The organism is Colwellia hornerae (assembly GCF_007954355.1).
GTDB classification, from domain to species: domain Bacteria; phylum Pseudomonadota; class Gammaproteobacteria; order Enterobacterales; family Alteromonadaceae; genus Colwellia_A; species Colwellia_A hornerae.
On the sequence record NZ_VOLR01000013.1, the window covers coordinates 26,040 to 40,477 of the forward strand.

The window sequence follows — 14,438 nt, forward strand, 5'->3', positions numbered from 1 at the left end:
AGACAATGTTTTTTTAAATAAAAGAGCAGCTTTGTGGCTATAAAAACATGCCGTGTTCTAGGCAATTAATGAGGTTTAAGACCGTTTCAGTATCTTCCTCGGTATGAGCCATATCAAGAGGCCGTTTGTGACCAAGGCTGCGAACTTGATTATTCAACCAGCGTTTAGCTGCTTCGTCATCGCCCTTGAAGAACTCAATCGCTGCTTTGGTTATTGCGGCTAGTCGGTCTTCGTCGTTCATCTTATTAGCTCCTGATGTTTGATAAGCTTATACAGTAATTAAACAGTGTAATACTACTTTAAATGCTTGTCACATTCTTTTCATATGGACATAAGATAGGTGTTGCAAACACGGCGGTAGGGCTCTTTATATGGACAGAGTGGTTGATATCCCACATGTTCTGTCCATTATTACGAACTGAGAGTTGGGTTGGGGCATTACTTTTTATGAGGGTAAAGGCTGTCGAAGTTTTAAAGACCCTTTACCAAGTTCACAATCACCGATTGCCGAATTAGTGACAAATTATCCGATAAAGAGTGAAGCGGTTATTTGCCATATTCGACAAGCAAACTCTGGTGGTATCTCTTTGGAGAATACTCACCCGTTTACCCGTCAAATGTGGGGGAGAAATTGGACTTATGCCCATAATGGACAATTAAAAAATGTCCAGGGTGAGCTGCCTGTACAGTTACATATCCCTGTTGGAGCTACCGACAGCGAACACGCGTTCTGTTGGATCTTAGATCAACTTCATTTTAAGTTCGCGGATAAGGAACCAACAGCAACCGTGTTGTTTACATTTATTGCCAAGTTGAGTGTCAAAATAAATGCATTGGGTGTTTTCAATGTCAACATTACCAATGGTCAGTATTTATTTGCCTACTGTGCAAATAACTTACATTGGATAACACGCAGAGCTCCGTTTGGTAAAGCCCGTTTGATTGATGCGGAAGTGGTGATTAATTTCACCGAAGAAACCACAGAAAGTGATGTGGTCACGGTCATTGCCACTCAGCCATTAACCAATAATGAAAGCTGGCACAAAATGACCAAAGGACAGTGGCACTTATTTTGTCTGGGAGAGTCTATTGCTTCAGGGCAAGAAGTTTTGAAGGTTGAAAACTAATGTTGTTCAAGTGAAGTCAATTGTGCATCGAACTGTTCAACATCAGATTTTATTTGTTGTATTTTAACCAACAAGTAATTTAACTCTGGGGCGAACCAAGCATAAGTGACTTTTTTCTTTTCAATGACTTCTCTTTTTAATCTAACGGCTTTTATCATACCAAAAGGTAGCATTAATTCATCTTGACCATCGTATTGATAAACGTAATTTTTAATTTTACCTGTATGACTTATCACCGGATAAACAAATAGTTTTTGCTCAGGGTTTTTAATTAAATTTAAGCGATTTTGTAAGTGGTAGCTGAGTTTATCTTGAATATTAATAGGGAAATTAATATTGAGCTCTGTCTCGTCTTTGAGGTTTGTGGCAATATTCTTTGGGATATTGAATTGCCAAGCGCATTCTTTATCAGGTCCGGTGCCTTCTCGTTGGAAATTATATTGCTCGGGCGTCACTTTATGATCACCAAGTTTAACCAGTGAGACTTCTTGACGGTTATCTGAAAATATTAACCACTCAATATCTGTTGTATAACTGTATTTAGCTTGTTCAGGTGTTAAGTATTCTAATGATCTTGTCGCACTACCGACGATATCCGCGGAACGTATCAAATTATATTTAGCGGTAAAAGGCTGAATAACATGTTGCTCTTTTTGGCTGGTTTTTGCTTCATTGGCGAAAACTAAACTACTCTGTGAGGCTAATACCAGAGCAATACAACATAATTTATTCAGCATTTAATTACCTATAATTCATCATTTATTATTTTATTTATTCACTCGCATAGCCAGAAGCAGGGAGTGCTTTACCTTCAAAAAGTACTGTATCATTGTGCATAGAAATACGCTGATTACAACACCATTTTACCACTAGCGGGTAAATTCTATGCTCTTGTTCATGAACTCTAAGGGCAAGCTCCTCAGCAGTATCACCTGCAAAGATAGGTACTTTTGCTTGTAATATTACTGGGCCACCATCTAGTTCTTCCGTGACATAATGTACACTAACACCATGGTCAGTATCGCCCGCATCAATCGCACGTTGATGGGTATGTAAACCTTGGTATTTAGGTAATAAAGACGGATGAATATTGATTAACTTACCTTGGTAGTGTTGCACAAATTCAGGTGTTAATATTCTCATAAAGCCAGCCAGAACAACAACGTCAGCTTGGTATAAATCAATTTGCTTGATTAATGCTTGGTCGTAAATTTCTCTACTGCTGAAATCTTTATGAGAAAGTACGCAATGGGCTATACCAGCATTTTTAGCGCGAGTTAGACCATATACATCGGCTTTATTTGAAATAACCCCAACGACTTTCCCTGGATAATCCGCAGCTTTACAGGCGTCTATAATCGCCTGTAAATTTGTGCCGCCACCAGAAATTAGCACAACAATATTGCTGGTCAAATTACTGTCTTGCATGTTACTTGATGGCATAGAATTAACCTTTATTAATCACAACTTTTTCAGCGCCTGCTTGCATATCAGCGATTTCACCAATGTGCCATGCATTTTCACCGTGAGCCGATAAAATTTCTATACTTTTTGCAAGATCTTCAGCAGGTACAACAATGATCATACCAACACCACAGTTAAAGGTACGGTACATTTCGTGAGTAGTAATGTTGCCATTATCTTGTAACCAGTTAAAAATTGCCGGCCATTCCCAGCTGTTACCGTCAATAATGGCTTGAGCGCTTTCGGGTAATACACGAGGAATATTTTCCCAAAAACCACCACCAGTGATATGGGATAAGGCGTGAATATCAACTTGCTTATGTAACTCTAAAACAGATTTAACATAAATCTTAGTCGGTTCAATTAAATGATCCCCGATTGACTTACCATTTAATAATTCGTTGGTATCTGTCTTATTAACTTCTAATACTTTACGAATTAATGAAAAGCCGTTTGAATGTGCGCCCGAAGAAGCTAAAGCAATTAATTGATCGCCTGAAGCTACTTTTGTACCATCAATCAAACGTGATTTTTCAGCAATACCGACACAAAAACCAGCAATATCATAATCACCCTTATGGTACATACCTGGCATTTCAGCAGTTTCACCACCAACTAAAGCACAGTTTGATAATACACAACCGTCGGCAATACCAGCAACAACTGCTGAAGCTACATCAACATCAAGTTTATCTGTCGCGTAATAATCTAAAAAGAACAAAGGTTCAGCACCTTGAACGATTAAATCATTGACACACATAGCAACTAAATCAATACCCACGGTATCGTGTTTGTTTAAATCAATTGCTAAGCGTAATTTTGTACCTACACCATCTGTTCCCGCTACCATTACAGGTTCTTTGTAACCGGTTGGGAATCGGCATACTGAGCCAAAACCACCTAAGCCACTCATCACTTCAGGACGAGTTGTACGTTTTACTGCACCTTTAATGTTTTCTACTAGGGCGTTACCTGCATCTATATCAACGCCAGCATCTTTATAGCTTAGAGACTGTTTTTGTTCGCTCACGGGGGAAACCTCAATTAATTAGCATAAGAACTTTAATGGCGCATTCTACCAGCGCAATGGCGTGGTGAAAATCTTTATAATAAATTATTTTTTATTAGTGTTTAAAATGATTAACACTATGATAAGATCTTATACATAAAAATAATCAACTTAAAAAATATGCTTAGATATCTTATTGTATTAGTTGTTGTTTTAAGTCATTTCTTAACTTCAATAACCGCTTCGGCTGTTGAAGTTAAAAACTTATACAACGCAAAGGTTATCGTTAACTCACAAACCGACTCAGAGCGAAAACTTGCCTTGCAACAAGCAATGAGTGCAGTCGTGCTAAAAGTGGGTGGACAACAAGCGCTGTTATCCCATTCAACCATAAAAAATGGCCTTAAAAATGTCAGTGGCTATGTTGTAAAATACCGCTATCAACGTAATGCCGAGCAGATTGAACTTTTAGTTACTTTTGATGAAAACAAAATTAATCAGTTGTTTGACGATGCTAACGCCCCTATTTGGGGAAGCTTACGGCCACAAATTTTATTATGGCTCGTTGAAGAAAATGGTTTACGTCGCACAACTATTTCTAATAGCACTCACGCGTCTTTTTCCAATAATGCTTCCCCACAAGTGAGTTATAATTTTCCTAACAGTGTTGAACAATTTTCAGCATTAAGAGGGTTACCTATATTAATGCCGTTAATGGATTTAACTGATGTAAATACTATCTCTACTTTTGATGTTTGGGGGCGTTTTGCCAAACAAGTACAAATGGCATCGCAGCGCTATAACCCAGAATCTATAATAATAATTCGTTTATCAAATAGTAGTTTATTACCTCAACTAGAAAGTGATGAACAGTTGGTTGATTGCTTTTTATGCCAAAAAGAACGTCAGCAATATGCATTAGACTGGAGTTTTATCGCTGATGCCCAAGGCTATAATCGTGATATAATCACCGGACAAATCTTTGGTGAAGTCAGCTACGGTAATACCCCAGATGAGCTATTAACAACAGCGCTTTCATTGATTAGTGATAAAATTTACCAAAAATATGCCTTAAACAATGATATTGATAATGACTATATTATTGATGTTGCCAATATATCATCACTGAAAAGCTTTATTGAATTAGAACGATTCCTCGAACAATTATCATCGGTTAAAGCGGTAAAGTTACTCAGTGCCTCAGGCGATAACCGCCGTTTTGAATTAGTCTTAAAGAGCTCTGGGCATGCATTTCTGGCTTCAATAAAGTTGAATAAACAATTAGACCTCTTTGTTGACCCACTTGCCGAAAAAGTGCTCGGTGCTGTGCCTGTTTTTTATTGGAAACCCTAGTGAAAGTCACTTCTCAATTAACCTTGTCAGTTCAATTACCTGATGATGAAACGTTTTCAAGTTTTCAAAGTATTGCTAATTACTCGGCAACTGAGCAGTTAAAGTCATTTATTAAAGCCAGTCAGCATTCGGTTGAGTCACCGCACGTCAATAGCTTTTACTTATTTGGCTTGTCAGGTGTTGGTAAGTCACATTTGTTACACGCCAGTTGTACTTTTGCTGAAAAACTCGGTTTATCATCAGTTTGTTTATCGTTTTCTGAATTAAAACAGCTGTCGGTTGAAGTGCTCGATGGTTTAGAAAATATTGATTTGATTTGCTTAGATGATGTGCAATTAATTGCCGGAGACAAGCTGTGGCAACAGGCGGTTTTTGATTTATTTAATCGTGTTATTGAGCATAATAAGCGCTTGATTATTACCGGTGATCAAAGTGTTTCACAATTGAAGCTTAGCTTAGCCGATTTGGTCTCGCGATTATCTTGGGGAATGACCGAACAAATCAAACCCCTTGATGATGAAGAAAAGTTAATCGCGTTAAAATTTAGAGCACAACAACGAGGTTTGTTATTAAGCGATGAAGTGGCTAAATATTTACTTAGCCATTTATCACGTGAAATGAGTCACTTGATCTTAGCTTTAGCTGAGCTAGATGAAGCGTCAATAAGAGAGCAACGAAAAATCACCATTCCATTTATTAAAGCCATTTTATTTTAAAGGGCTGGGCTTTTCATAAAATTCATACTGAATAAAGCGTCTATCTTTACGGTGAGCAGAAATTTTTTGTAGTGCTGATTGCTCTATTTTAATCGGGCTTATATTTAAATTATCAGCCCAACTTTCGCCAGCATTCATCATGATTGGGCTTGGCAAATTATTCACTAAGTTTTCAATGTCATTTACCTCCGGCAATATATGACTTACCGCATATAATACCCGAGGTTTAATGTTTGCTTCACCAATACGGCCACGCTGTCCCCAATTAACGATATAATTTTCATTAGCCGTTTTAGGGGCGTTAGTTATAGCGACATCTCGACTAATATCAAAACGAGCTTTCATCATAAAACCATCAAATAGCATGGCGTAATCTTCGCGAATACTTGAATAATTATAAAATTGAGGTGCATCTTCGCTACTAAAAAACGTTTTAATATCATTCGGTTGATAAGACTTTTCTGTGCTTGATGCATCAACACCATGAAAACGCACCTGAGCTAAGGCGTACATTTCTTCACCCAGCAAGGGTAGGGTGTTACTCAGCTGATCAGATTTAAAACCGGTATCGTTAGCTATTTGTTGTGCGGTTGATAAAATTGTTTGGTTTCTATTTAAAGTTGACCAACTACTGCTCGGGAAAATATCATTGGCATGAGCAAGTTCGTGGTACATCAAAGACGTTAAACTATATAAAACATCTGTCGGTTGTCGAGTAACTCTGACATTCTCAGCAATAAAAGTGCTGGTGTAATTATTGTTTTTTACATAACGCCACGGCATGGCAAAATTAAGCTCACTACCAAAGGATGTTCTATAATCTGGTGCTTGATTTATGGTATCTCGCTCATCAGGGGTTTGCCAAAAGTAATTAGCATCTAAATGGATAGCACCACTGACCACCCAGTAGTATGAGGGCCTAATATCAGAGGAAATAACAATGGCAGTATTTGCTCTTAGTAAGTTTTTGAAATCATTATGGGGATCGAAATTTTCAAGGAATTCGCGAAATCTTTCTCCCATCCAATGATGGGAAACAATCACTCTGTCCATTATGTCATCAACCGTCGGTGTGGTTGTATGATGAGCAATTAATGGCAAGGTATTAAATGTACATGTTTGAGCAAAGTTAATTTTGTTGCTATAGACACAATCGACCAGTACATCGGCATAAGAAGAGTCTGCAACAAAGGGGAATACCCGGGCCAAACGTTCAGTATAAGCGGTACTGTCTGATGTTGTTATAGCTTCAGCATTTTCAACAAGTATCGCTACTTTGTCGGAACGGCTTCCTGAGGATGCGGTGAATTCTAATACGGTATCTCTAGTGACTTCTGGCGCATTAAAGAATACCGCATAATCACCGCGGGTATCTTCAGCGGTAAAATTAACCTCTGGACCAGAGGTTTGCTGCCAAACTAACGTATCGGCTGAAAGCTCACTTGTTAATGAAGCGCGCAAAGACACTTTACTACCTTCTAACACCGCATGACCTAAACGCGCGGAAATATGTCCTTGTTCATCGGTTACACTTATAGAATGGCTAAGGGTTTCTTTATTACCATCTTTAAGTGTGAATGAAACATTAAAGCTATATGTGCCTGCGGTGTTAGGTGTGAAAGCGATAACCTTGCTGGTGTAAGCTAAAAATACCACCGGGTCGCCAGCTGTTTGCGTCCAAATAATGTTAGTAATATTATTCGTCGGAGCGAGCAAGATTAATTCGACCGCCTGAGCAATTTTTACTTCATCGCCGACTGTGATGATTTTAGTGACTTCACCATTATTGTTACAAGCAAATAAAATAGGTATTAGCAGTAATATCCGCAGATTATTTTTCATTTTCAGCCCTTAACCATTAATGGTGGTTACGTTATAAAAGTCTTATTGAAGCGTTACGCTTTATCTTTAGCTTTTCTAATACTCAAGCCTAGCTCTTGACCTCTATATTTTGCGTAATAACTACCACCAATAAACATCATTGTTGCAAATATTAGCTCTAATGAAGCCCAGACTATATCCGCTGGAGATACCCATAGCGTAGTTAAACTGTGTAGGAAATAAATCATAACGACAAAGCTTGACCAAGCATAGGTATAAGGATTACCTGCCAGCAAACCTCTTAAAGGAAATAACAGGGGTACAGTGAATAAACATAAGCTTAATATCGGTGATAAACCCTGTGAAGGGTTTAAATAGAGTAGCCAAAGCGGCATAAAAAATAATAAAGAAAAATAGCCGATTAAGGTTATCTTTTTAAATGTTGATGTTGAAAATTTTTGTGTCTTTGTCATGAAATCTATCCTGTTGGCGAGCAAGTTTTATTACTAACCTGTTGAATTAAATGTAAAACTTAAATTAAAAGAGTGTTAGTACGTTTTCAGGAGGACGACCAATGATGGCATGCGTTTGCGTAGTAACAATCGGGCGCTCAATGAGTTTTGGGGTGTTTACCATGGCTTCAATGAGCTGCTTGTCGGTTGCTTGAGCTAATGCTTGTGCTTTAAATTCACTTTCTTTAGTGCGCATCATTTCAATAGGTGAAACATTTAAACGTGATAAAAGTGACTGGATAGTGTTTTCATCCAGTGGATTTTTTAAATATTCTACAATGCAAACCTCTTGGTTATTTTCTTCAATCAACGCTAAGGTCTGGCGGCTTTTCGAACAGCGAGGATTGTGATAAATCGTTAACATGTTTAGATCTCAATAGGTGCTAAAATTAAATGATTTTACGGGTTAATTTTTAAGTAGGTCATTAATCGACCTATTTAAAACGTTTATGTATTACTGGTTATAGTCTTTTAAGTTTTTGTTCTTGATCTTGAAACTGTATTATACGTGCTTTAATACGTTTTTCGACTATGGGTTGATTGTCAGTAAAATTGTAACCCGTCTGTAATTCGTCAACCGCACGGGAGTATGCCCCTAAAAGTGCAAAAATTTCGCCTTTAGTTGCATGCATCAATGCTTTTTTATCTTGTTTTTCATAGACGGTCGTCAATATATCATAAGCGATAAAATTACCTGGTTTAACTAGTAGGTAGTCTTGCAGAAGTACTTCAGCTTCTGAATATTGACTACTCTCAACGAGAGCGTTGGCAAAATTTAAGGTAACAACTTGGTTGTTTGGCATCAGTAAGTTAAGGGCACTGAGCATCACAAGTGCTTTATCTAGCTCTTTTGTTTTAATATAAACATCGGTTAAAGCATCGGCATAAAAGAGATTGTTTTTATCTTCGCTGAGCAAGCTCTCAAGTATTTTTTTAGCGGCTTGATATTCTCTATTCTCAAATAATGATAAGGCTAAACCATAGTTAACAGCGGCTTTGTAAGTGTAATTTTGTTTTTTTATACTATCTTCGAAAATGGCAATATTTTCTTCGGCCGTCGATTCATAGCGTGCTTGAATACGCGCTTTTGCGAGCGCAAAATTTAAGCTAGGTGCCGATGGACGCGTTTCTAAGCCATGAGCTCTTACCCGTGCTTCGGCAATGCGAGATTCAGGTACAGGATGAGTTAACAGCATAGCTGGAGGCTTTGAAGTATAGCGATATTTTACTGCCATCTTGCCAAAAAAGTCGGGTGCACCTTGCGGGTCAAAACCGCTTTGCGCGAGCAAGGCAATACCAACACGATCGGCTTCTTGCTCATTACCACGGGTAAAGTTAATACTTGATTGCTTTGATGCCGCCATTGTTGTGGTTAATGCGGCCATACCTACAGATGGATTAACTAATGCAAGTAACACCCCTGAAATCATTGCTGCAGTGGTTAGCGGTTGATTTCTGCTTTGAGCCTCAAGTCTGCGTGCTAAGTGACGTTGGGTTACATGAGATATTTCATGACCAATTACCGAGGCTAATTCACTCTCGGTATCGGCGAGGGTAATTAAGCCACTGTGAATACCAACATGACCACCAAAAAAGGCAAAGGCATTGATTTCTTTATTTCTAATGATAAAAAATTCGAAGCTGTAATTTACATCCTGGGCATTCTTGACTAAACGGTTGCCTAAATCGTTAATATATTCAATCAAAACAGGGTCATTGACCAACGGCTGAGAAGCGCGAATTTGCCGCATCATCGCCTTGCCTATTTGGCGTTCTTTATCCACAGATAAAACACTAAATCCAGCCGTGCCAATTTCAGGAAGTTTGTTTTTATTATTTTCTTGGGAAAAGCCGTAAGGGCTAGCAACTAATGTTGTTAATGCGCAGGTAAATAATAATGATTTTATTTTAAGCTTATGTTTATAAGGCAAATTAATTATTCCGTATTTTGATCCTGTGTATCAAGTAAATCAGTTATAGTGAAGTTTGGTTTTCCTCGATATAACTCTTTACAAAAATCTGCAATGGAATAACCCACCACATCGACTATTTCAAATGATTGACTCAGTTGAGCTATTAACTCTTGCACACGTTTATGTGAGTATTTTATTAACGCTAAATCTGCTGGATCACCACTTTTAAAAGTAAAAACGATAAAGGAAACCAGGCTACTGATCCTAAATAGCATTTGCATACTTTCAGGTGACCATTGTACAAACGGACACCAGGGACTTTGTGATAACGGTGTATAGAGTCGTTCACCTTTGACTATCGGATAACAGTGAAGTTCATAATTTTGTTCATCATAGCAATGACGTAAGGCTATTTTAGGCTTTTGGGTAGCGTTAGTCTTGCCACTATCATCAATAGTTGCCTCTAAAACAGCATAGTTCCAGTTACTTTTATTAAATATTTGTTTATAGGCGCTGTCAAAACCATGAGTTAAAATTCCATCCATATCACTAATCGAAGATGCCGCCATATGATAGATAGCAGGAACATCACCCCAATTAAGTTTCTTTTTATGGGCAGTAATTTCTTTTAAACTAGATGTTATCGGTAATTCTTTCATTTCACCTCAGTAGTTATTTGCCATCAAATCAAAATAAATAATACAATAACATTGTAATCAATTGTCGCAAATTAGATAATCAAACAAAAGGTTTGTTTACTGTTATTGGTGACAATTATTGTTAACTGATGATTTTTTAAGTGGTATGTAGTGATGATCTATGAATATGATGCCAGTGCAGAAAAATGTCCTGTGCCATTAGTACAATTGCGATTACTGTTAAAAAAAATGTCGAGTGCTGATTTTTGCTTGTTGAAAATTTCTGATCCAGGCTCTATTAAGGATATTCCTAAACTATTAACGAAACAAGGTTATCACTACAAAGAGTCTTGGCTTGAAAAAAACACCCTTGAACTTTTTATCAGTAAAGCCCATCAACCCCTTTCACCCAACAGGTAAGTTATATAAATGGTTTCATTATTTTCTCAATGGTATAAGCGTAAGTTTTCTGATCCAAATGCAGTGACTTTATTAGTTATTCTGTTGTGTGCCTTTCTTTTTGTCTTTTTATTCAACAACCTACTTATGCCGGTCTTTGTTGCTATTGCGATCGCTTTTTTATTAGATTTACCTGTCTATCGTTTAGTACATATTGGCTTATCAAGAACGCTTGCTGTGAGTATTGTGGTGGTGGCCTTTATTGGTATCTCTTTAGTCGGTATTCTTGGGCTAATGCCTGTTATTTGGCAACAAAGCAGTAATTTATTGCAAGAAGTGCCGCAAATGGTGTCTCATGGACAAACCTATTTACTGACCCTTCCTGAATTATATCCTGATTTAATTAATGCCGGACAAATTGAAACATTAATTTCTGCGGTCAATGATAAGTTAATCGAATGGGGACAAGTGGCCTTAAAAGCTTCTCTTAATTCTATTTCCGATATTGTTGCTTTGATGATTTATTTAATTTTAGTGCCATTAATGGTGTTCTTTTTTCTAAAAGATAAAAAAGTATTAATTTCAAGTTTTACCTCATTTCTGCCTAAAGAACGTTTAATGGCGACCAAAGTAGGCGATGAGATGTATCAACAAATAATGAATTATATTCGCGGTAAAGTGATTGAAATCCTTATTGTTGGTGCCGCTTCAACCATAGCTTTTATCGTTCTCGGCCTAAATTATGCGGTACTGCTTGGTGTTTTAGTGGGCTTGTCAGTACTTGTGCCCTACGTTGGCGCTACCATAGTCACTTTTCCTGTTTTATTGGTGGCTTTATTCCAATTTGGCACGGGTAGTGAGTTCGGTTATGTGATGATAGCTTACGGCATTATTCAAGCGATTGACGGCAATATTATTGTGCCGTTATTATTTTCAGAAGCGGTAAATTTACATCCAGTAACGATTATTGTTGCGGTTATTTTATTTGGCGGTATGTGGGGTTTTTGGGGGATCTTCTTTGCTATTCCCCTGGCAACCTTAGTAAAAGCTGTTTTAAATGCTTGGCCGTCAAGTAGTGACTTCCCTGAACAGGGCACTGCCTAAAAAGGTCAACTAACTTAAGCCTTACCGTGAGTCTTTTTGATACTGCTCGATAATTTTTTCAATGGTGGTGATACCAAACATGACCTTATTGATAAAAGACTCCGCACTGTGAATTAAGTAGAAGTTAGGATGTTGTGACCAAATAGCCTGTAGTTTATTGTCAAGGATGATAGCCGCTTTTTCTGATTCATTGCGAATGGGGTTATTACTTTTGATACTTTCGCCTGATTTTGCGGCACTTTCAAAAAAAATGACTGCATCGTAACGTGCTAGCTCATCGGTAAACGTGGTATCCATCGCTTGGAAAAACTCATCAGCATTACCTGGCCAATAAGCCAGGCCGTCTAAAGAACCCCGATCACATAAAATAATACTGTGCTCAAAAGTCGCTCGCTGAATATCTTCTAAATGCTTTTGTAAATTAAAAATAGCGGTTTGTTGTGTTTTTAGTACCTGATTATTGTCGGAACGGTCAATACCACCGCTAAAAATCATTGTTGCTGCTTCAGGGACAGTTGCTATTTTTCCTGAAAACTCACGCCGAATGAGATCAATCGCAGTGGTTTTACCGCCGCCAGGACCGCCGGTAAGTACGATACGTTTTTTTACATGAGTAATATTCATTAGCATTTATTATAAGGATATTTTGATTACTGTAGCCTGCGTAAAAATAGGCTTCAAGCTTAATTGTAAATATCGCCAAATAACTCTACTTGGGTCAAGTAAATGCGTAAATCTAGCTCTACTTGGTGGTAATCTGCTTGCATATGCTGACAAAGTTTGTAGAAATTTTTGTTATGCTCTTTTTCTTTTAAGTGCGCAAGTTCGTGAACAACGATCATTTGTAAAAATGTTTCTGGGGTTTTTTTAAATAAAGCGCCAATGCGTATTTCATTTTTACTTTTTAGCTTACTGCCTTGCACCCTTGATACATAAGTGTGTAAGCCTAGTGCGTTGTTGATAACATGAATCTTGTCGTCATACTTTATTTGGCTTAAGGGTTCAGATTTCTTTAAGTACTGATTTTTAATTTCCATCACGTAGTTACGCAGGGCTTTATCGTTATATATTTGGTGAGTTGTTGGATATTTTGCTAATAAATAAGTGGATAACTTTTTAGTGGTTATCATTGCTTGCACTTTATTTTGAATATCTAAAGAATAGGCTGAAAGATATTTTAAGGATATGGACATTATTGAATTCTATTTATGTGGCTCGCTTATAGCAACTATAAGCGAGCCGTTGCTGTTAAAGGTTAGTCTTTAGTGTTTAAAACGTCTAAAACAACTTCATGATGGTTCTTCGTTTTAAACTTATTAAATACGTGGCTAATTTTACCATCTAAGCCAATTAAAAAACTTAAGCGATGGATACCGTCGTATTCTTTACCCATAAACTTCTTTAATCCCCAGACGCCAAAAGCATCAGCAACGCTGTGATCAACATCTGACAGTAGCGTGAAGTTTAATGCATCGCGCAGACAAAACTTAACCAGCTTCTTTGGCTCGTCGGGACTAATGCCAAAGACTACTGTATTTAATTGTTCAAGTTCGCTTTTACTGTCTCTTAGCCCTTGTGCTTGCACAGTACAGCCGGGGGTCATGGCTTTGGGATAAAAATAGACCAGTACTTGTTTTTTACCAATATAATCAGCTAAAGCGACTTTATCGCTATTCTCATCAAGTAAAGTAAAGAGTGGTGCGGTTTCGCCAACAGTTATAGTTTTCATCGGTATCCTGCTTGTATGTAGTTTATATAAGGTTTGAATTAACTTTTTTAATACAACCCTGCACACCAACTTGTTCGCAGAGTTCAAAATAGTCACTTTCAAGCTGTTCAATACTTGTGTCTTCGGTTAAGGCAATTAATATGGTCGCGCGCATTTGATTAGTGACCGGATCAATTTCTGATTTTAACGATGATAAATCAATATTGCGGGTGGCAAAAAACGCGGTCACCGCTTTTAATAAGCCGGGTTGGTCGATGCCAGCATAATCTACTTGATAATGATGAGTGAACTCTCTCTTTTTATAGCCAGAGGTTCTTTTCATCATGGTGGTTAATTCCAGCTTAACCGCCATAGCGGGTAACTTATTTTCAATTTGATTAATCGCTTTAGCACTTCCATTTAACAACATAATTAAAGAAAACTCTAGGCCGAATATCGCCATTCTACTGTCAATAATATTACAGCCACACTTACTCGCCAGCTTAGTCAGCTCGCTAACACTTCCTGTTCTGTCTGCACCCATTGCTGTGAGCACTAAATATTGAGACATAGTTAGCCTAAGTAGTTTAAAAATTCGCTATTGTAACGTATTTAAAGCAGATGAAAACCGGTAATAAAGCCAGAAAATATTTATTTGTTATTTTTCGAGTTGA

Annotated in this window: 18 protein-coding genes; 5 read left to right on the plus strand and 13 right to left on the minus strand. The window is 37.6% G+C overall.

Going from position 1 to position 14,438, the window contains the following annotated elements:
- Positions 1–37: 37 nt before the first annotated feature.
- Positions 38–241 (minus strand): antitoxin Xre/MbcA/ParS toxin-binding domain-containing protein, encoded by a 204-nt coding sequence (locus ESZ26_RS10505; protein ID WP_146799583.1) that lies wholly within the window; start codon positions 239–241, stop codon positions 38–40.
- 184 nt (positions 242–425) lie between these two features.
- Here ESZ26_RS10505 and ESZ26_RS10510 point away from each other — a divergent pair, with 184 nt between their 5' ends.
- Positions 426–1,127, plus strand: a complete 702-nt coding sequence (locus ESZ26_RS10510; protein ID WP_146799584.1) for a class II glutamine amidotransferase — start codon at positions 426–428, stop codon at positions 1,125–1,127.
- On the opposite strand, the gene ESZ26_RS10515 is transcribed toward ESZ26_RS10510, so the two are convergent.
- The 3 genes from ESZ26_RS10515 to purM are packed head-to-tail and all read right to left on the minus strand — an operon-like array spanning position 1,124 to position 3,621.
- Positions 1,124–1,864, minus strand: a complete 741-nt coding sequence (locus ESZ26_RS10515; protein ID WP_146799585.1) for a DUF3108 domain-containing protein — start codon at positions 1,862–1,864, stop codon at positions 1,124–1,126. The genes ESZ26_RS10510 and ESZ26_RS10515 overlap by 4 nt on opposite strands.
- 34 nt (positions 1,865–1,898) lie before the next feature.
- A complete protein-coding gene (purN, locus tag ESZ26_RS10520) occupies positions 1,899–2,570 on the minus strand; it encodes a phosphoribosylglycinamide formyltransferase (RefSeq protein ID WP_223271612.1) in 672 nt (223 codons plus the stop codon).
- A gap of 4 nt (positions 2,571–2,574) precedes the next feature.
- The gene (gene purM / locus ESZ26_RS10525) at positions 2,575–3,621 is read right to left on the minus strand and encodes a phosphoribosylformylglycinamidine cyclo-ligase (RefSeq protein ID WP_146799586.1); all 1,047 of its coding nucleotides are present in this window, start codon (positions 3,619–3,621) and stop codon (positions 2,575–2,577) included.
- 159 nt (positions 3,622–3,780) lie between these two features.
- Between purM and ESZ26_RS10530 the strand changes: the two genes are divergently transcribed.
- Together ESZ26_RS10530 and hda are read left to right on the plus strand one after the other, a co-directional pair.
- Entirely contained in the window at positions 3,781–4,953 is a 1,173-nt protein-coding gene (locus tag ESZ26_RS10530) for a DUF2066 domain-containing protein (protein WP_146799587.1), read from the plus strand.
- A complete protein-coding gene (hda, locus tag ESZ26_RS10535; protein ID WP_146799588.1) occupies positions 4,953–5,669 on the plus strand; it encodes a DnaA regulatory inactivator Hda in 717 nt (238 codons plus the stop codon). The genes ESZ26_RS10530 and hda overlap by 1 nt, the downstream gene beginning before the upstream one ends.
- Here hda and ESZ26_RS10540 read toward each other — a convergent pair.
- The 5 genes from ESZ26_RS10540 to ESZ26_RS10560 all read right to left on the minus strand — a co-directional run bounded on the left by ESZ26_RS10540 (position 5,661) and on the right by ESZ26_RS10560 (position 10,574).
- Positions 5,661–7,511 (minus strand): hypothetical protein, encoded by a 1,851-nt coding sequence (locus ESZ26_RS10540; protein WP_146799589.1) that lies wholly within the window; start codon positions 7,509–7,511, stop codon positions 5,661–5,663. The genes hda and ESZ26_RS10540 overlap by 9 nt on opposite strands.
- Positions 7,512–7,564: 53 nt before the next feature.
- Positions 7,565–7,963 carry a DUF2069 domain-containing protein gene (locus tag ESZ26_RS10545; protein ID WP_146799590.1) on the minus strand — a complete coding sequence of 133 codons (399 nt, stop codon included), beginning with the start codon at positions 7,961–7,963 and terminating at the stop codon, positions 7,565–7,567.
- A 64-nt stretch (positions 7,964–8,027) separates the two neighbouring features.
- Positions 8,028–8,366 carry an arsenate reductase (glutaredoxin) gene (arsC, locus tag ESZ26_RS10550; RefSeq protein ID WP_146799591.1) on the minus strand — a complete coding sequence of 113 codons (339 nt, stop codon included), beginning with the start codon at positions 8,364–8,366 and terminating at the stop codon, positions 8,028–8,030.
- Positions 8,367–8,463: 97 nt separating this feature from the next.
- Positions 8,464–9,933: a beta-barrel assembly-enhancing protease gene (bepA, locus tag ESZ26_RS10555; RefSeq protein ID WP_223271613.1), complete on the minus strand. Its 1,470-nt coding sequence runs from the start codon at positions 9,931–9,933 to the stop codon at positions 8,464–8,466.
- A gap of 5 nt (positions 9,934–9,938) precedes the next feature.
- Entirely contained in the window at positions 9,939–10,574 is a 636-nt protein-coding gene (locus tag ESZ26_RS10560) for a hypothetical protein (RefSeq protein ID WP_146799592.1), read from the minus strand.
- A 153-nt stretch (positions 10,575–10,727) separates the two neighbouring features.
- Here ESZ26_RS10560 and ESZ26_RS10565 point away from each other — a divergent pair, with 153 nt between their 5' ends.
- Both ESZ26_RS10565 and ESZ26_RS10570 read left to right on the plus strand, forming a co-directional pair.
- Positions 10,728–10,973 (plus strand): sulfurtransferase TusA family protein, encoded by a 246-nt coding sequence (locus ESZ26_RS10565; protein WP_146799593.1) that lies wholly within the window; start codon positions 10,728–10,730, stop codon positions 10,971–10,973.
- Between the two features lie 9 nt (positions 10,974–10,982).
- On the plus strand, positions 10,983–12,056 hold the full coding sequence (locus ESZ26_RS10570; RefSeq protein WP_146799594.1) for an AI-2E family transporter: 1,074 nt from the start codon (positions 10,983–10,985) through the stop codon (positions 12,054–12,056).
- Positions 12,057–12,077: 21 nt separating this feature from the next.
- On the opposite strand, the gene ESZ26_RS10575 is transcribed toward ESZ26_RS10570, so the two are convergent.
- From ESZ26_RS10575 to ESZ26_RS10590, 4 genes are all read right to left on the minus strand, one after another.
- Positions 12,078–12,680: an AAA family ATPase gene (locus tag ESZ26_RS10575; protein ID WP_170246360.1), complete on the minus strand. Its 603-nt coding sequence runs from the start codon at positions 12,678–12,680 to the stop codon at positions 12,078–12,080.
- A 59-nt stretch (positions 12,681–12,739) separates the two neighbouring features.
- Positions 12,740–13,249, minus strand: coding sequence for a YgjP-like metallopeptidase domain-containing protein (locus tag ESZ26_RS10580; RefSeq protein ID WP_146799596.1), 510 nt, complete (start codon positions 13,247–13,249; stop codon positions 12,740–12,742).
- Positions 13,250–13,311: 62 nt separating this feature from the next.
- Entirely contained in the window at positions 13,312–13,785 is a 474-nt protein-coding gene (bcp, locus tag ESZ26_RS10585; RefSeq protein ID WP_146799597.1) for a thioredoxin-dependent thiol peroxidase, read from the minus strand.
- 22 nt (positions 13,786–13,807) lie between these two features.
- Positions 13,808–14,335, minus strand: coding sequence for a glycine cleavage system transcriptional repressor (locus tag ESZ26_RS10590; protein ID WP_146799598.1), 528 nt, complete (start codon positions 14,333–14,335; stop codon positions 13,808–13,810).
- Between the last annotated feature and the right edge of the window lie 103 nt (positions 14,336–14,438).